Genomic DNA, 17,507 nt, shown 5'->3' with positions numbered 1-17,507 from the left:
TATTAATTTACACAATCAGTATTATTGGTTAAAAATAGAATTAAAAGACCGAAACGGATTGGAGGTTTTGATATTGATTAAGTGGCAAGGAGCTGCATAATTTGCTTCAATGAAGACAATCAATTATTAATGGTTTTGCAAGGTACAAAAAAAGAAGCAAAAACATGGGCAGTACCATCAGGTGGAAAGGAAGCTACCGAAAATTTTGAGTCATGTTGTATACGTGAAGTATATGAAGAAACTGGATTTGTAGTAGATGTCGTCAAGAAGTGTTACATAAAAATAATGACGCAGTGGAAGTTCGTTACTTTGAGACAATCATTATCGGTGGACAAATGATGATATTATCCTGATGAACTGATTTATGAAAATGCTGGAAATCAAAAGATGAATTACTCAATTTAACATTAACCTTCCCTGAAGATAAGCAATTTCTTTTATCATTATTTTAATAATGGAGTCATGCTTAAATCAAGTGAGCATGGCTTAGGGTAATTGCGACATTATTCTCGCGGGTATTTCTCTGGCGCGCGGGTATTCGCTTCTCTTCCGCGGGTATTTCCCTGATTCGCGCGGGTATTCGCTTCTCTTCCGCGGGTATTTCTCTGATTCGCGCGGGTATTCACTTCTCTTCCGCGGGTATTTCCCTGATTCGCGCGGGTATTCGCTTCTCTTCCGCGGGTATTTCCCTGATTCGCGCGGGTATTCACTTCTTTTCCGCGGGTAAACTCTTATATCAATGATTATTTCATTTTTACTTTCTCAATTGCCGCTTCGTATATCGATTCATCATTGATTTTAATATATTGATTTTTCGCTGCCTTACAATAACCTTCTTTATCTAGAAAATCCTTTAGCTCAGATTTCTTGGCAAATATTTTTTCAATGACATTCTGCTCCACTTCAGATTCATCTGTTCTTTTAGCAATTGATACCCAATATACTTTTGACAAGTTCTATCTCCCCTTTAAGTAAGCTATTTATAAATAATTAAAGCCGAATGTATAACTGTCTGATCACCAATATATAAAGTATTGTATTTAATATCTACAATCAGATAGCCACTTAAATCTAATAGAGCATTATTAATATCATTTTCAAATTGCACAATATCATTATTTTGGATGGTAACTACTTGAGTCGCTTGCGCCATATGTTTTATCCCCCTTTTTCTTCTAATCATAGAATAAAAGGGAAGATTTGTCACAATAAAATATATCAGGAGTAAAAGCAAAAGCTGTATATTAGGAGGGTGGTTAGAAATACCTTATACTTTTAGATTTTCAACTGAAAATAATACTTACATCTTTAACCAAGAACTAAATGAAAAATACAAATTAATTATCCAAAGTGAGCTAACTAACTAAAAAAGGCTATCCCTATTTAGGAAAGATTGGGTGGCCTGGCCTTCTTCTTTGTATTTTAAATCAAAAAAGTGTCGGAGCCCCAAAGCTCCAACACTCCCCTTCTAATACATTTTCAAATATTCTTCCCTCTCCCAATCATGGACACGTGTGCGGTATTTATTCCATTCTATTTCTTTAGCAGCAGTGAATTTTTCAAAGATATGGTCTCCAAGTGCTTCACGGACGATATGATCCATTTCTAGTTCAAGGAGTGCATATTCCAATGACGATGGGAGACTATCGATTGCGTTTAATTCCCGCTCAGCTCGTGACATTTTATAAATATTTTGATTTACAGCATCTGGAGGGGTTAGATCATTGCGAATTCCATCGAGCCCAGCTGCTAAAATAACCGCCATTGCTAAATAAGGATTTGCTGCCGGATCGACAGAACGAAGCTCGATACGTGTAGATAATCCTCGTGCAGCTGGAATTCGAATAAGTGGTGAACGGTTTTGTGCAGACCATGCTACATAGCAAGGAGCCTCATAGCCTGGCACTAATCGTTTATAGGAATTAACAAGTGGGTTTGTGACAGCTGTAAAACCGTGTACATGTTTTAGTATTCCTGCTATAAAGCTACGCGCTGTTTGGCTTAATTGCAATTCTGCATTTTCATCATAAAACGCATTTTTATCCCCTTCAAATAAGGATAGGTTGAAATGCATTCCAGAACCGTTGACACCAAATAATGGCTTTGGCATGAACGTTGCGTGTAATCCATGCTGTGCAGCGATCGTTTTTACAACAAGCTTAAACGTTTGAATATTATCACATGCTTCGATTGCACTTGCATACTTAAAGTCGATTTCATGTTGACCAGGCGCAACCTCATGATGTGATGCCTCGATTTCAAAGCCCATTCCTTCTAACTCTAATACGATATCACGTCGACAGTTCTCTCCTAAGTCAGTTGGGGCTAAGTCGAAGTATCCACCGCTATCATTTAACTCAAGTGTTGGATGTCCTTTTTCATCTAGCTTAAATAAGAAAAATTCCGGCTCTGGTCCTAAATTAAATGAGCTAAAGCCTAACTCCTCCATCTCCTTTAAAACCCTCTTCAGATTGGAGCGTGGATCGCCTTCAAACGGTGTACCATCTGGCCTAACAATATCACAGATAAAGCGCGCCACCTTACCCTTTTCAGCAGTCCAAGGAAAAATCACGAAGGTACAAAGGTCCGGACGTAAGTACATATCTGATTCTTCAATGCGTACAAAGCCTTCAATGGATGAGCCATCAAACATCATTTTGTTGTCCAATGCTTTTTCTAATTGGCTAACGGGTACTTCAACGTTTTTAATCGTTCCCAATATATCAGTAAATTGTAGGCGAATAAATTTCACATTTTCTTCCTTCACTCGGCGTTTAATATCTTCTCTTGTATAATGTTTCATTTTCCCACCACTCCAATGTAATTTTAATTAACATCATTTCTTTGCAACTGTTTTTAAAATACAATACAAGGACAAAAAACGCAATGTTTATGTTAGGTTTTATTACATAGATTTTTTCGAATATATTAATCTTTTTTTCAGATGGATAGAGCTGCACTTTCCTCTCACTTTCCAATTAAGGTCTTTAGACTCACCAAAAAGTATTTCAGTTAAAAGTTTTTGACTTTATCACTTGATACAAAAACTTTTTTTCCATATTTTATATCACAATAGTCTTGTATAATGTCATATTTATTGGTAAATTTATAGCAAATTAGAATTTCTGTATTATTCATCAGATAAGTAAATAAGGCGTATATAATAATAGTCAGAAATTATTATATACGATTCCTAGAAATCTTCAGTTAAAGATACATAAGGCGGTGAATGTAGGAAGCATGTCAGTATTAATTATTGGCAGCGTAAGTAATGATGTGTTGCGTCTGCAAAAATATTTTCATCGTATCGACATCAAAAATGTTCATTGCTTTACAACACCTGAAGCTGCAATGAATTATTTATTAGATCCTTTGAAAGCAGAGTTGGAATTAATTATTCTCGATGCAAAAATGACACTTAAAAATTGCGAGAACATTTGTCAGCAAATTGACGCATTAAAAAACTGGATTGATGCCCCTATCCTTCTTTCTACTACTTACGAAAAAAACATTACAATTGATAGGGTTTTTGAAGCTGGTATTTTCGACTTTATTTTAAAACCATTTGACTTCACCCAATTTAAGACTCGAATTCAGGTTGCCCTCAAATATCAAAAGGAAGCCAAGCTACGAAAGCAGCAAGAAAGCATTATTCAAAAAGATTTAATTGTCGCAAAAAAATTTCAAAAAAATGCATTATCACCTCCATTGAATCTTGAACATATTCAGATTGATGGGCTTTATGTTACATCTAATACATTAGGGGGTGATATGTACTGCTGGTTTAAGATTAATGAACATTTAACTGCCATTCTTCTTTACGACGCTATGGGGCACGGCATTGCCGCATCACTCGTTACCATGTCCATTAGATCTCTGTTAAAAGGTATGATTACAACATTAATTGATCCAGTTTCTGTGATTAGAGAACTTAACCGCCAAATTTACGAGCTATTTTCTGATGAAGATATGGACCGTTTTTTAATGACGGCTATCTACATACTTATTGATACGAAAAATGGAACTTTACACTATGTTAATGCGGCTCACCCATCTGGTTTTTTATTTGGAAAATACGGAGAGACGGTGTTTCTCCCAGCAACTACACCCATCCTGGGGCTATTCCCAACCATTTTTATCAATAAAAAAACGATACCTTTATCTGGCTGGCATCGCATAATACTTTATACGGATGGATTACTGACAATAAATGAACAGCATGTTATTGATATGGACTTTTTCCATTCCTACGCTTCACAAGACAATAGCTATGCCTTGCAAAAATTTTCTCAAAAATACGATTTATTCGACAATGATTACAGTGATGATATAACAGTAGTTTCAATAACAATTACATTACAGGGTCGGTGATGATGATGGAATTCACACTCAAAGTAAATCCTGATACACAAGCTATAGCCTTTGTAGATCAAATTATGGAAAATTATACAAATATATATAATCTATCTCATAAAAGAGAATTACGTTTTGTCGTACATGAATTAGTTATCAATGCAGTAGAAGCAATGGGAAAAATCGACTCATGCTCCAAAAAGGAAATTCAAGTTTATGTATCCCAATCAAATGAAGAAATAAAAATAACGGTTATTGATGAAGCGAAAGGGATTGCCGAAAATGATTTGGATAACGTTCTACAGTTTGATTTAGACGAACTCGATTATTCAGATCGCGGGCGAGGTTTATTTTTTGTTAAAAATATGGTCGACCATATTTGGTTTGAAAATATTTCTGAAACGAAATTTTTAGTTGGTATTTCAAAAAAGATTCATGTATAAAATGGAGGAGTTTTAATGAAGCTGTCAATCCGAAGAAAAATGAGCCTGCTTATATTTGGTTGTATTTTACTACTCACTACACTTTTAGCAGGAATAAATTTTTATGTTGCCCAAAAAAATCTTTTAGAAAGCGCAAATACAAAGCTTTTATCAGATATTCAAGTGAGCTATGAATATTTAGATGCTAAATTCCCTGGAGAATGGTCCATTAAAAATGATCAATTGTATAAAGGCGACGTCAAAATGGTAGACAATTTTGACGTCGCTGATAAAGTTGGAGAGTTAACAAACGGAAACGCTGTCTCAATCTTTCAAAACGATACTCGTATTAGTACAAATATCGTTGAAAATGGTGATCGCGCATTAAATACAAAGGTTTCTGATGAAGTTGCGACTGTTGTGTTAGGAGAAAAAAAGCGTTTTATCGGTTCAGCAAATGTCTTAGGTAGTATGCACCAAGGAGCCTATGATCCAATTTTAAATAGCCAAGGAGATGTTATTGGAGTATGGGCAACAGCTGTTCCAACCGCTCCTTATATAAGCATTGCTACAAAATCTGCACTGGAAAATGTAGCGATTTCCTTAGGAATTGCCATTTTAATAATTGTTGGGATTAGTTGGTTTTTACAACGACAAATCATCACCCCTATCAATATTTTAAGTACAAACGCCAAAGAGTTAGCAGATTTAAATTTAAATGTAAAGCTATTAAACCCTAAAGGTAAAGATGAGATTGCTGTCTTAGCAAATGCCTTTAGTGATATGAAAAATCGTTTAACAGAGACGATGACAATCGTAGCTGGTAGCGCCAGCCAAATAGCTAACTCATCACACTCATTAGCAGAATCATCACATCAAACAAGTGAGGCTTCTAACCAAATTGCACTTACGATGAATGAAATTGCAGTTGGTACTACGACACAATCTGATCAAGCTGAACAAATTGTGTCAATGATGCAAAAAACGATTAAAGAAGTATCAAGTAGTTTACAAAAGGCCGAGGACACTTTAAATAGCGCTATACAATCAACTCATATTGCACGTAAAGGCGAAGAGGCGATTAATGAGGCCATCAAGCATTTAAGCGATGTCACACAAACAGTATCTTATGCGACAGATTCTATTCAAAAACTCGGTAAACGATCTGAAGAAATTGGAGGCATTATTACCGTTATCACCGGCATCGCAGAGCAAACAAATCTACTTGCCCTTAATGCAGCCATCGAAGCAGCACGGGCAGGCGAGCAAGGAAAAGGCTTTGCCGTTGTTGCATCAGAGGTACGCCAGTTAGCTGAACAGTCAAGCTTAGCATCAGGACAAATTACAAATCTTATTAATGATATCCAGGCTGAAACCTCTGTGACAGTTCGCACAATGGAAAGTAATCTGCTCGCAGTAGAAGAGCAGGTAACCATTATTAATAAAGGAGGAGCTGCTTTAAAGGAAATTGTTGAAAAGGTTGAAGAAACAGAAAAAGGTGTTGAGCAAATGAAGGTTGCATTCACAAATGTAAACGACAACTCCTTAGGTGTACAACAAGCTATTCAAGATATTTCTCGTATCATCGAAGACTCCGCAGCAGCAACAGAGGAAATCGCTGCAACATCAGAAGAACAATATGCAACTGTTGCAGAAATTACACAAAGTTCAGATGAATTAGCCTCAATTGCTGATAAATTACAAAATGAAGTCAATAAATTCAAGTTTTAACTTCTTTCAGCAAATGTTTTTTGTAGCGAAAGCACAGCGCCAGCTATAGAAATCTCTCCCCTCTATAGCTGGTGAGATGCACGCTAGTTTAAGTCCCTTTTCAGGGGTGTCCAAACATCCACTGAAAGAAGTACGGCGCGTGCCACGGAATCGGAAAAGAGTTCTTTTTGCAAGCACAAAGACGATTCCGGACGCCGCGGCATAATTAAATTTCAAACATTAAAAAGAAAATGGAGGCGCTATAGTATGAATCAGAAGAAAATTGCGATGAATATTGACACAAAGGCTGATTATATTTTAATTGCGTTTACTGGCGATTTAGAATACGGGATGATTGAAGAGATAAAAAAAGAGCTTCAATCGTTAAACTTAGAAACAAAGCATGGATACATTATCGATATGCAAAAAGTTTCAAATATTGATAGTACAGGCTTTGGCATGATCGTCAATTTCGCAAAGAAAGTATCTGTAAAAGAAAAGAAGATCGCCATTATTGTCGTCGATGATTTCATTCGCAACTTGTTCGCTATTTCGCAAGTTGATAAAGTATTCCCTATTACTAAAAGCGAAGAGCAAGCGAAACAGATTATTAAAGAAGGCTGGCTAGGTGAACTATCCCTTAGCGAATATTAACCCTATTGTTGCCCCCATCATTATAAAAAAGTAGGTTGTATCCCTGTTAGATGGAATACAACCTACTTTCTTAATATTGTAAAAGCATATTTACCAACACAACGATAATCACAACAGGTACTACTATTAACATCAATAGACGATATGTTGAATAGAAACCTTGTCCCATTTGACTACCTATCAGTAATTCCTTCTTCACAAATTCTTTATCAACCACATACGCAATAAAGATAGCAATCAATAAGTTACCCAACGGAAGCATTAAATTTGATACTAAGAAATCTGTTGCATCGAAAATTGTTTTCCCAAAAATTGATTCATCCGCTAAGGTACTTGATGAAAGCGCTGCTGGAATCGCGGCAATAAAGACTACTACACCTATTAACATCGTCAATGCAGAACGAGACATACGCCCCTTCTCAATAAATGCAGCTACGATAATTTCATATAAACTGAAGGAAGATGTAAATGTAGCGAATAAAAATAATAATAAAAACATCGCTAAAAATACTTCACCAAATGGCATTTGACTAAATGCTGTTGGCAGAACCATAAATAGTAAGCCTGGTCCAGAATTCGGCTCTAAACCAAAAGCAAATACAACTGGGAAAATCGCTAATCCTGCTAAAAACGATACAAGCACAGTAAGAAGGACTACGGAGCCCGCCGAGTTAGGCAAGCTCACATCTTTCTTTAAATATGAGCTGTATGTCACAAGACAAGAAAACCCTACCGCTAAGCCAAAGAAGGATTGCCCTAACGCTTCTAAAATAGCCTTTCCAGTTATATTCGAAAAGTCAGGCCACAAGAAGAATTTAACCCCCTCCATTGCCCCATCTAATGTTAAAGCCCGCACAACAAGCACAATAAACATGATAAATAATAACGGCATCATCCACTTATTGGCCTTCTCTATACCATTTTGCACGCCAAGTGAAATGATTAGCACATTTACTAGCGTAAACAATCCTAAACCTAGTAGTGTAATCCAAGGCGTTCCTATAATCTTTCCAAATAGTTCACTAGGATCATTAGCAGGATCAATAACAGCCCCAGTCACACCAAGGCCACTATATATAAAAATCCAGCCTCCTACAACGCTGTAAAAAGTTAACAATAAAAAACAACCAAGCACGCCCATACGGCCAACCCATGCCCAGCCTTTTTTCGTTGGTGCAATTTTTTTATATGCAGTCACAGCCTCAGACTGTGTACCACGACCTAAAACATATTCTGATAAAAGCATCGGTAAACCAATCAACAATGTAAATAGAACAAAAATAAGGAAAAATGCTCCTCCACCACTTTGTCCAGTAACATACGGAAGCTTCCAAATTGCCCCTAGTCCGATTGCAGCTCCTGCCGATGCTAAAATAAAGCCTAGTTTACTAGACCACTGACTCTTTTTTTCACTCATCTCTTCAAACTCCTCAACATTCTAAACTCTTCCTTATTCTACATGAAAATACTAAGCTCGACTAGATAAATTCTAACTGTCGTTTTAACGATTCTATACTTCGATTATGCGGTTCTATCCGTCTTTTCGTTGATTCTACCCGTCACTTCGGCGGGCCTATCCGTCACTTCGATGATTCTATCCATCACTTTGACAACTCTATCCGTCGTTTCCGCAATTCTATCCGTCTCACATAAAAAAACCTCGAGCACTTAACTACTCGAGGTTTCATCCTAATTATTTTGTTAAATACATGGAACGCTGATGATCAATCCATTTACGCATTGTTGTGAATAGTAACGCCATGATGACCGTTATTAAAATACCTTTCACAATATTAAATGGCAAGATTCCAGCCACGATCATTTTATATAGTGAATCACCTACAACAGGCTCCATACCTAAAAAGTAAGTGTACATTGGTAAAAATACTGCATAGTTTAGAAGGCTCATTCCTACTGCCATTGTGATTGTTCCAACAGCTAAACCTCCGATAAGACCATTAATTGTTTTGAAGCGGTTAAAAATAAAACTAACTGGTAAGATAAATAAAATACCTGTTGTAAAGTTCGCGATATGTCCTACCGGTACTCCCGTTGGCGTGCCTGAGAAAATCCAGTCCAACACATTTTTAAATAATTCTACTAAAATACCGGCTACTGGCCCCATTGTGATTGCTGCAAGTAATGCTGGCATATCACTGAAGTCGACTTCCAAAAACGCCGGGAATGGCGGAATTGGGAAATTAAAAAGCATTAATAAAAACGAAATACTGCTCAGCATGCCAATCGTAATAAATGATTGGAGTTTGACATTTTTCTTCATTGAAAACTCTCTCCTCTTTGCTGATTCAATCTCGCAAGAAGAAAGGTTACGACCTAATCAATTGTTATCATGAAAAAACCCTTATGCAAAAGAGCATAAGGGAGAATAGGCATGATTAAAAAACGCCATTATTTAGCTATTTTTGAGCAAGAGCTGTGTGAAGTCACACCGAAAAAAACGCTCGTATATAGCTAAATTCATAACAACGAATGACGATCGTACCTCCATCTTCTCCCATCCAGACTTTAACTGTCGGCCTTGGAATTGCACCAAGTCAGCCATGCAAAAAACTTTGCACAGGTCGCGGGCTGAAGAGTCTTTAGTAAATCATTCGAGCCAATGTATCTTAAAAGAAACATTAGCGATTTACAACTCTATTACCGCCGGTCGGGATTTTCACCCTGCCCCGAAGATGAATCAATATTTTTTTGTTTCTAGCTTTACTATAATGAATTATTAGGAAAAAGTAAATAGCTTTGCTCAAAAAAATCCGATTAGATTTGTATGATTTACCGATACTCGCTAAAAGCACCATTAACTAAAAGGAGCATTCACGCACAGACAATGGCGAAAATGCTCCAAAAATTTACTTATTAAATTCCATGCATCCATTTGTCCAAATTTAGCATCATGCTATTTATGGCATATATTGTTTATTGGCTCCCACAGGTTTTGGCAAAAAGTTTTTTAAATCAAATCCTTCCCAGCTCTCCTGTACAACATTGTCTAGACGTATTTGTTTATCAAAGCTTGCAGCAGTGAGCATCATCGCTTCAATTAATTGAGTTGCACGAACCGCATCCATTGTCGTTAAATCAAGTGGCTCATTAAATGTAACAATAACGCCTTCTGCTACCTCAGTCACAGAGTATGTTATATTTTCAGGTACTACCGGAACGTATACATCATCATTTTTATTTCGCATAACGGTAAGAGCTTCTGTTACAGTGGGATAAGTTTTGCGAGAATCAGGCGATAAATACTCAGTTCCATTTTCATCTTTATATAAATAATAATTAAAATGATTTGAGCTTGTTAATTCCATAGGCTTACTTGACTCTTCTTCCTTGGAAAACTCGTATGCTGTACCATCCTGATTTTCAAACTCAATATCTTTATACTCTGAATCTGAGAATGTATCCTGTAATGTCCCTTTATATTCGCTAGTATCTGCCGACGCGACATCATAGTCATTTTTCTTCGGCAATACATGAACCAGTTTATCGTCCTTCTCCTTTAGCTCTCCCTTATATGGATGATAGTTAGTAAAACCCTTTTCTTCCTCATCAATTTGAGGCGCATACTTTTCATACATTTGTAATGTTGTAGGCTTTTTCTTCCCAAAATCAGTAGCAACTCGTTCATTTGGAATGATATATGTCATCGGCACACTTTCCTTATCACGATTTGCCAAACCAATACGGAACACTACTGCATCTGTTAAATCTTCATCATAAACAGATGATCGTAGAGACATAATCCGTGAATGTTCCGCTACTATGTTGGAGTCCATAAAATTGTCATGGTTGACTGAGCTATTTGCTGCACGATTATCCTGCATTGTAGAATATTGAGAAGTTTCAGGAGCATTAGCTTGGTCCATATTTGCATCATTATTATTCATGAACATAGAGCCTACAAGCACAGTTAGGGCGCAAACAGCTGCAACACTCGTAAAGATTGGCCATTTACGGACTTTCTGCTTTGTTGCTGTCTCGGTACTCTCTTGTTGCGGATGGATACTATGCTGTTGCTCTTGCGATGTTATTTCGTCATCTTTTTGTTGTAAGGCTTCTTGAAGATGGCCATTATCCTGCAAGCGAGCATCTGCCAACAATCGATTTAACACTTCTTCTTTCGAACGGCGGTCAGAAAGCTTAGGGGCATTATTCAATACATGTTCCAGTTGGTCATCATCAAATTGGTTATGTGTCACTGCCGTTTCGCCTCCTGTTCTCTAACCTGTTGTAGCTGTTGCCTTAAAAATTTAATGGCACGATGCTGAGTGGTTTTTACCTTCGCTTCAGTCCAATCTAGTATTTGCGCTGTTTCCGTAATCGATAAATCTTGAAAGTAGCGCATAATAATGACCATTTTTTGGTCGCCTGTACAGTTTTCAAGTGCTGATTGTACCTGCATAAATTCATCACTGGCCTGTAGCATATCTTCCGGTGATGGTGTGGTTGAATGTAGCTGTTCCGTTTCCCAGTCAAAAAAATCAAGTGAATGTTTTTGGCGTACAGCCTGCTTTCTAAAATGATCAATGGCGACATTTTTAGCAATAGCAAAAAGCCATGTCTTTTCGCTGCTATTTCCTGCAAACTGATCATATGAGCGCAATACGCGTACATAAACCTCGTGCGCTAAATCCTCAGCAAGTGTACGGTTTTTTACTAAATAAATAAGAAACTGGAACACGTCTTGATGATATGCATCGTATAGTCGATGGAACACGGAGTCATTCAAAGCACTCCACCCCCGTTCTATTATATTTGTCGTCTAAACGTTCACAGAAGTTACAGCCAATTAATACCACTATAGTACGATGATATTAATCGAATGGTAAATAAAACGTGAAGGTAGTCCCCTCTTTCAGCACACTATCTACCATAATATTACCTGAATGTGCCTTGACAATATTTCTAGCAATAGCTAAACCTAGGCCAGTTCCGCCTTTAGAACGCGTACGTGCCTTATCTGCTTTATAGAAACGTTCAAAGACATATGGTAAGTCCTCTTGTGGAATTCCATGTCCTGTATCTTGGACAGATATTTTTGCAAAGGTAGGCTCTTGCTCAACCTTCACTGTTACTGACCCTTCATCTGTATGACGAAGAGCATTATCAACTAAATTCGTTAACACTTGTTCAATCCGATCCTCATCTATACTAATCGTAGCTTCATCATTAAATTCACTGTCAAATATCAGACTAACATGCTTCTCTTTTGCAACCTGTGCAAATTTTTGAGTAATACGTTCAAATATAGAATTAATTGGAAGCTCATCTTTGTATAACGTCATATGCCCTGATTCCATACGCGCAAGGTCTAATAAATCTGTTACGAGGCGTCCCATACGCTTCGATTCATCGTAAATAATTTTTGTAATCTCATTACGTTCTTCTTGATCCTGAATAAAATCATCATCCATTAAGGCCTCTGAATAGCCTTGAAGCATCGAAATTGGCGTCCGTAGCTCATGAGATACATTGGCAATAAAGTCTGAACGCAGTTTTTCTAAGCGATGCTGCTCTGTCATATCACGAATAACTGCAACAGCTCCACGTATCGATTCCTCACTATAAAGAGGGCTAATCGTAAACGTATAGTAACTTCCATCCATCTCAATTTCTTCTTCAAGCTTATCCTCAAACATCAACACATGATCGAGCATATGATAAAGCTCTGGCGGAATCGGTTTCGCACTTTGTGAGCCCTTATTAACAAACCACGTTTGCATTAAACGCTCTGCCGGTGGGTTACTTAATAATATTGTACGATCACGATTAAACGTAATGACCGCGTCTGTCATCGATGTCAATATATTTGATAGCTGTTCATTTTCTTGATTGATCACTTCTAGATTGTGTTTCAATTGACGTCCCATTTGATTGAAGGCAACAGCAAGCTGGCCGATTTCATCGTTTTGTGTAGTCGGCATTTTCGCTTCAAAATTTCCTTTAGAAATCTCAAACGCTAATTCACGCATTTTACGCAATGGTGACGTAATACGTGATGAAAGGAAAAACGCAAAGAATGTCGTCAACACAAAGGCAATGAAAGCAGACAGAAAGACAATTTTCGTCGTTTCTTTCGATGTTTTATGTAGTGCATCTGGACTTTGATAAATAAAGACAGCTCCGTGCACTGCATTTTCCACATTTAGCGGGAAACCGAGCACAACATACGATTCCATTGTTTCCTTGTCTGTAGAAGACGGCATCATCATTTCCTTAGTAATCGGTTCATCTGATTGAAAAATTTCATGGAATGATTTATTGGCTAAAATCATATCCTGGATTTCTTTTTTATTTACACCTTCCTGCAAAGCAAATGATACTACATCATGACTCGTTGCAATAAGCGCATTCGTACTTTCAGGTAAAATATCTTTTAATAATTCTGAAGTCGACTCAGCTGTTTCATTATCATCTACTATACTAGCAACGGTTGCTGCTGTTTGACGCAAGGAACTCTCTGCTTGCTGCATATGGTAATTTTGAAGAAACTCGAGCATTAGAACCGTGAAAACAAACAATACAAATGAAACGAGAAGCAATATGGTTACCCATAGCTTCCCGACAACACTATTCCATATTCTATTCATTGACAACCTCAAATTTGTAGCCAACGCCCCATACAGTAACGATCATCTTTGCAGCGTTTTCAGATACACGGTTGAGCTTTTCACGTAGACGTTTAACATGTGTGTCAACTGTACGTAAATCGCCAAAGAAATCATAATGCCAAACTTCTTTTAGTAATTGTTCACGGTCAAATACTTTGTCTGGTGATTTCGCTAGGAAATAAAGTAATTCATACTCTTTAGGCGTTAAATTTACTTCAATACCCTCTGCTGTTACACGGTGCGCATCGTGATCGATCATTAAATGTTGAAACACAACTAAATCTTTTGAAGAAGATGCATTTGTCGAAGGTGAGAATGCTTGTGAACGACGTAATATAGCCTTCACACGTAACACAACCTCACGAGGACTAAATGGTTTTACAATATAATCATCTGCACCAAGCTCAAAACCTTGTACTCGATTTGCTTCCTCGCCTTTGGCAGTTAATAAAATAATCGGTGTTGCTGCTCGTTCGCGGATTTCCGCACATACTTCGAGCCCGTCTTTTTCAGGCATCATAATATCTAGTAAGATACAGTGATACTCTTTTTCTAAAGATTTTTCGATCGCTTGTTCACCATTTTCTGCTTCGTCAACAAGGTATCCTTCTCGCTCTAAATACATTTTTAATAAGCGTCGAATACGATCCTCGTCATCTACTACTAATACTGAAATATTTTCTGACACTTTCACGATCCCTCTCTTCTAATCTTTCTCTACCTTCTATTGTACATGGTACAGCACATATTGAAAAGAAAAGAAAGCCTTCTTGCCACAGCAAGAAGGCTTTTCTTTCAAATACTAGCGACGTAGAAAATCTCATATGTGCTCAAATTAATCAGTTTTTATCAAATGGATATTCGTCTTAGTTATCCTGCAGCGTATGAGTGTAAACCTGCAAGAATTAAGTTAACAGCAATTAAGTTAAACAAGATTATTCCGAAACCAATTAATGCTAACCAAGCAGATTTTTGGCCTTCCCATCCTTTTGATAAACGTAAATGTAGGAATGCTGCATAGAATAACCATGTAATAAGCGCCCACACTTCTTTTGGATCCCATCCCCAGAAACGACTCCACGCAAGTTGTGCCCAAATCATCGCAAAGATTAAAGCCCCTAATGTAAATACTGGGAAACCAATTAACACTGAACGATAACCGATTTCATCAACTAATTGTAAATTTACTCGTTTGACAAAAGGTTGGAATATCGCGCTAATTCGACGTCGTGCAATTAAACGGATTAATAAGTATAAAACAGATCCTACTAATAATGACCAAACAACCGTTGTTAATTTCTTCGCATTAATAAGTGGAGGCATTTCTACTAATGGAGACATGCCATGTTCTTCTACTGCCTTATATTCATTCATACCAAATACCGGCGCCATTTTGTAGGTAATTTCACGTTCACTACCTTCTTTATCAACGTAAGTATATGTAGATTCGTAATCCATCATATTAAATATTGATGTAGCAACTACGAAACCAACGACTACTACAAGGAAGAACATGACCGCTTCTAACCAGAAACGTTGTTTAGAAGGCTTCGTTAAATCAACTACTTTTAATAAATAAATCAGTCCTGCTACTGCACTAATCGCTAAAATCGATTGACCTAAAGCAGCTGTAATAACATGAATTGTTAGCCAGTGACTTTGTAAAGACGGCACTAAAGGACTAACCTCGTTCGGGAACATCGCCGCATAGGCAATAATTAATAGCGCCACAGGTAATGCCACTAAACCTAGAGCTGTCACGCGATAAATAAAATAAATTAAAATGAATGCCGCAACAATGAACATCCCAAACGCAGTCGTAAATTCAAACATATTACTAACAGGTGCATGCCCTGTATGAATCCAACGAGTAATAAAATAACCAAGCTGCGATAGGAAACCAATAATTGTTATAACAATAGCAAGCTTGCCCCATTTATCAGTATTCTTGCCTGTAGCATTCGATTGCTTTATCGAACCACCAAAAAATAAAGTTGCAACTAAGTAGGCTACAAACGCTACATATAACAGGTTTCCACTTATGTCAATCAAACTCATAAGGTGTTGTCACCTTCCTTTTCTTTAGTGCCTCGCTTTGTGGACTTCCCAACATCTTCTATCTTTTCTAACTGATCTTTATATGGTGGTAGATCAGCAAATGTAGAAACAGCATCTAAATCCTTTTTCATACTGAACATATTTTTATTTACATGGGCAGCCATCAACACTCGGCCATCTGACTCAATCTGTAACCATAAACGTCGATGATTCCAATACGAGCCAATCACTACACCAATCATGAAAATAATACCACCTACAAATAAAATTGGTATCGTACTATCTTTACGAATTGTAAAGTTTGCTGTATTACGTGTTTCTGCACCAGCAAATTTCATTCTATATTTGTTTTCTCCAAGTGGTTCAAGTGGTTGTTGCATGATTTGTACAAAGCTTACTTCACCTTTTGGAGTTTCTGGTGTGGTCATTTTAAATAAAAATGCTGGATTATTTGGTATTGATGTTTTTGTCTGTGGTTCACCATTTTCAAAACCATCAAAATCTGGTGTATAAACAAGTATCTGTACTGATGAACCATTCCCTAAATCATATTCTTTTTTAGGATTCGTTAAATCAATTTCAATTTGACCAAATGATTCGTCAGTTCCTTTATTCACTAAATTAAAATTCATCTGCTTCAATTCGTTAAGTCGATAATTCATTTGATACAGCGCAAAACCGCTTTCTTTTAATGGATGATTGACACGAATAGAGTAATCTCTCACCTTTTCAAGATTGTCTAAGTCTCCCGGAAGAGAACCCTCAGGTTGTTTGTATAATGTGACGTCTGTTTGAAAGTTTTTCGCCACAACATTTACACCTTGACTCTCTTGCTCGCCCTGCGGCTTATTGTCATGGGTTTCCAAAATAAATTTATTATTTTTTACAAAATAACCATCCATACCTGGTATAGCTCGTGTCTCACCTTCACGTATCCAAATCGTCTCATCCACATGAAAACCAGGTACTAAACGCAACATAACACCTGCTAAAAAGATAATGAGACCGACATGATTTATGTATGGACCATACCGAGCAAAACGGCCGCGCTCTGCTAACAATGCACTTCCATCACGACGAACATGATATTTTAATTCAGTCATTTTTTGTTCAACTTTATCAAGTGTTTCGTCAGGGTTTAGCACTTGTCCTTCTGCGACGATACGTTGACGCTTCATGAAACTCTCATGACGTTTAACTCGTTGATTTTTCAGAGACTTATGCAATGGGATGCCGCGGTCTAAACTCGCAACAATAATAGATGTCGCAAGCATTCCCACTAAAATTTGGAACCACCAAGTGCTATACAAATCAGAAAGTCCTAAATAATTATAGAGTTTGCCAAACCAACCATACACTTTCTCATAATACTCCGCTTTTCCAGCATCTGGTGCATTTACATAAATTTCTTGCGGTAGGATTGTCCCGATTGACGCAGAGACCAACGTTATAATAATGAGAGCAATCCCGACTTTTACATTCGAGAAGAAATTCCAAATTTTATCGATGACTGTTTTATTATACGTTTTTGAACGAATCGCCGTTCCATCGTAGCGCATATCAACAACTTTTGTCTGCTTACCTTCCTCAGTTAAAGGACGACCACATTTCTCACAAAGCTTCGTGCCATATGGGTTACTATGACCACAAGCACAAATGATGTTTTCCATAGTCATTTTCT

At 37.3% G+C, this 17,507-nt stretch carries 16 protein-coding genes, 1 pseudogene and 1 riboswitch; of the genes and pseudogenes, 5 read left to right on the top strand and 12 right to left on the bottom strand.

Going from position 1 to position 17,507, the window contains the following annotated elements; all coding sequences use genetic code 11:
• Window positions 1-73 precede the first annotated feature (73 nt).
• Window positions 74-282: pseudogene (locus AN161_RS28770) on the top strand (NUDIX hydrolase); the annotation flags it as partial.
• Between the two features lie 221 nt (window positions 283-503).
• Here AN161_RS28770 and AN161_RS28765 read toward each other — a convergent pair.
• From AN161_RS28765 to glnA, 4 genes are all read right to left on the bottom strand, one after another.
• Complete coding sequence (locus AN161_RS28765; protein WP_143114728.1) at window positions 504-710, bottom strand: hypothetical protein; 207 nt, start codon at window positions 708-710, stop codon at window positions 504-506.
• Window positions 711-743: 33 nt separating this feature from the next.
• Window positions 744-953 carry a hypothetical protein gene (locus AN161_RS11105; RefSeq protein ID WP_053594411.1) on the bottom strand — a complete coding sequence of 70 codons (210 nt, stop codon included), beginning with the start codon at window positions 951-953 and terminating at the stop codon, window positions 744-746.
• Window positions 954-976: 23 nt separating this feature from the next.
• Window positions 977-1,153 carry a sporulation protein Cse60 gene (locus AN161_RS28760; protein WP_143114725.1) on the bottom strand — a complete coding sequence of 59 codons (177 nt, stop codon included), beginning with the start codon at window positions 1,151-1,153 and terminating at the stop codon, window positions 977-979.
• Between the two features lie 315 nt (window positions 1,154-1,468).
• Window positions 1,469-2,803 carry a type I glutamate--ammonia ligase gene (gene glnA, locus AN161_RS11100; RefSeq protein WP_053594410.1) on the bottom strand — a complete coding sequence of 445 codons (1,335 nt, stop codon included), beginning with the start codon at window positions 2,801-2,803 and terminating at the stop codon, window positions 1,469-1,471.
• A 437-nt stretch (window positions 2,804-3,240) separates the two neighbouring features.
• On the opposite strand from glnA, the gene AN161_RS11090 reads away from it, so the two are divergent.
• The 4 genes from AN161_RS11090 to AN161_RS11075 all read left to right on the top strand — a co-directional run bounded on the left by AN161_RS11090 (window position 3,241) and on the right by AN161_RS11075 (window position 7,139).
• Window positions 3,241-4,371 (top strand): SpoIIE family protein phosphatase, encoded by a 1,131-nt coding sequence (locus AN161_RS11090; protein WP_053594408.1) that lies wholly within the window; start codon window positions 3,241-3,243, stop codon window positions 4,369-4,371.
• Complete coding sequence (locus tag AN161_RS11085) at window positions 4,371-4,796, top strand: ATP-binding protein (RefSeq protein ID WP_241774545.1); 426 nt, start codon at window positions 4,371-4,373, stop codon at window positions 4,794-4,796. The genes AN161_RS11090 and AN161_RS11085 overlap by 1 nt, the downstream gene beginning before the upstream one ends.
• A gap of 15 nt (window positions 4,797-4,811) precedes the next feature.
• Window positions 4,812-6,506 (top strand): methyl-accepting chemotaxis protein, encoded by a 1,695-nt coding sequence (locus AN161_RS11080; protein WP_053594407.1) that lies wholly within the window; start codon window positions 4,812-4,814, stop codon window positions 6,504-6,506.
• A gap of 246 nt (window positions 6,507-6,752) precedes the next feature.
• The gene (locus AN161_RS11075) at window positions 6,753-7,139 is read left to right on the top strand and encodes an STAS domain-containing protein (protein WP_053594406.1); all 387 of its coding nucleotides are present in this window, start codon (window positions 6,753-6,755) and stop codon (window positions 7,137-7,139) included.
• A 70-nt stretch (window positions 7,140-7,209) separates the two neighbouring features.
• Here AN161_RS11075 and AN161_RS11070 read toward each other — a convergent pair whose 3' ends face one another.
• The 8 genes from AN161_RS11070 to AN161_RS11035 form a co-directional block, all read right to left on the bottom strand.
• Window positions 7,210-8,556, bottom strand: a complete 1,347-nt coding sequence (locus AN161_RS11070; RefSeq protein ID WP_053594405.1) for a sodium-dependent transporter — start codon at window positions 8,554-8,556, stop codon at window positions 7,210-7,212.
• A gap of 276 nt (window positions 8,557-8,832) precedes the next feature.
• Complete coding sequence (locus tag AN161_RS11065; RefSeq protein ID WP_053594404.1) at window positions 8,833-9,420, bottom strand: ECF transporter S component; 588 nt, start codon at window positions 9,418-9,420, stop codon at window positions 8,833-8,835.
• 222 nt (window positions 9,421-9,642) lie between these two features.
• A riboswitch (FMN riboswitch) is annotated at window positions 9,643-9,838 on the bottom strand.
• Between the two features lie 219 nt (window positions 9,839-10,057).
• Entirely contained in the window at window positions 10,058-11,356 is a 1,299-nt protein-coding gene (locus tag AN161_RS11060; protein ID WP_053594403.1) for a hypothetical protein, read from the bottom strand.
• Complete coding sequence (gene sigX, locus AN161_RS11055; protein ID WP_075807222.1) at window positions 11,353-11,907, bottom strand: RNA polymerase sigma factor SigX; 555 nt, start codon at window positions 11,905-11,907, stop codon at window positions 11,353-11,355. The genes AN161_RS11060 and sigX overlap by 4 nt, the downstream gene beginning before the upstream one ends.
• Window positions 11,908-11,971: 64 nt before the next feature.
• Window positions 11,972-13,747: an ATP-binding protein gene (locus tag AN161_RS11050; RefSeq protein WP_053594401.1), complete on the bottom strand. Its 1,776-nt coding sequence runs from the start codon at window positions 13,745-13,747 to the stop codon at window positions 11,972-11,974.
• Window positions 13,740-14,456 (bottom strand): response regulator transcription factor, encoded by a 717-nt coding sequence (locus tag AN161_RS11045; RefSeq protein ID WP_049668637.1) that lies wholly within the window; start codon window positions 14,454-14,456, stop codon window positions 13,740-13,742. The genes AN161_RS11050 and AN161_RS11045 overlap by 8 nt, the downstream gene beginning before the upstream one ends.
• Before the next feature lie 182 nt (window positions 14,457-14,638).
• Window positions 14,639-15,826 carry a c-type cytochrome biogenesis protein CcsB gene (gene ccsB, locus AN161_RS11040; protein ID WP_053594400.1) on the bottom strand — a complete coding sequence of 396 codons (1,188 nt, stop codon included), beginning with the start codon at window positions 15,824-15,826 and terminating at the stop codon, window positions 14,639-14,641.
• Window positions 15,823-17,496, bottom strand: a complete 1,674-nt coding sequence (locus AN161_RS11035; RefSeq protein WP_053594399.1) for a cytochrome c biogenesis protein ResB — start codon at window positions 17,494-17,496, stop codon at window positions 15,823-15,825. Before AN161_RS11035 ends, ccsB begins: the two co-directional genes overlap by 4 nt.
• Between the last annotated feature and the right edge of the window lie 11 nt (window positions 17,497-17,507).

It is taken from the genome of Lysinibacillus sp. FJAT-14222, from assembly GCF_001278875.1.
Classification (GTDB): domain Bacteria; phylum Bacillota; class Bacilli; order Bacillales_A; family Planococcaceae; genus Lysinibacillus; species Lysinibacillus agricola.
This window is presented reverse-complemented; position numbering and strand designations above follow the sequence as displayed.

Excerpts from the sequence above, each read along its gene's own strand:
- AN161_RS11050 (WP_053594401.1), bottom strand. The coding sequence starts at position 13,747 with ATGAATAGAATATGGAATAGTGTTGTCGGGAAGCTATGGGTAACCATA.
- AN161_RS11080 (WP_053594407.1), top strand. The coding sequence starts at position 4,812 with ATGAAGCTGTCAATCCGAAGAAAAATGAGCCTGCTTATATTTGGTTGT.
- glnA (WP_053594410.1), bottom strand. The coding sequence starts at position 2,803 with ATGAAACATTATACAAGAGAAGATATTAAACGCCGAGTGAAGGAAGAA.
- AN161_RS11065 (WP_053594404.1), bottom strand. The coding sequence starts at position 9,420 with ATGAAGAAAAATGTCAAACTCCAATCATTTATTACGATTGGCATGCTG.
- ccsB (WP_053594400.1), bottom strand. The coding sequence starts at position 15,826 with ATGAGTTTGATTGACATAAGTGGAAACCTGTTATATGTAGCGTTTGTA.
- AN161_RS11070 (WP_053594405.1), bottom strand. The coding sequence starts at position 8,556 with ATGAGTGAAAAAAAGAGTCAGTGGTCTAGTAAACTAGGCTTTATTTTA.
- AN161_RS11035 (WP_053594399.1), bottom strand. The coding sequence starts at position 17,496 with ATGGAAAACATCATTTGTGCTTGTGGTCATAGTAACCCATATGGCACG.
- AN161_RS11090 (WP_053594408.1), top strand. The coding sequence starts at position 3,241 with ATGTCAGTATTAATTATTGGCAGCGTAAGTAATGATGTGTTGCGTCTG.
- AN161_RS28760 (WP_143114725.1), bottom strand. The coding sequence starts at position 1,153 with ATGGCGCAAGCGACTCAAGTAGTTACCATCCAAAATAATGATATTGTG.
- AN161_RS11085 (WP_241774545.1), top strand. The coding sequence starts at position 4,371 with ATGATGATGGAATTCACACTCAAAGTAAATCCTGATACACAAGCTATA.
- AN161_RS11075 (WP_053594406.1), top strand. The coding sequence starts at position 6,753 with ATGAATCAGAAGAAAATTGCGATGAATATTGACACAAAGGCTGATTAT.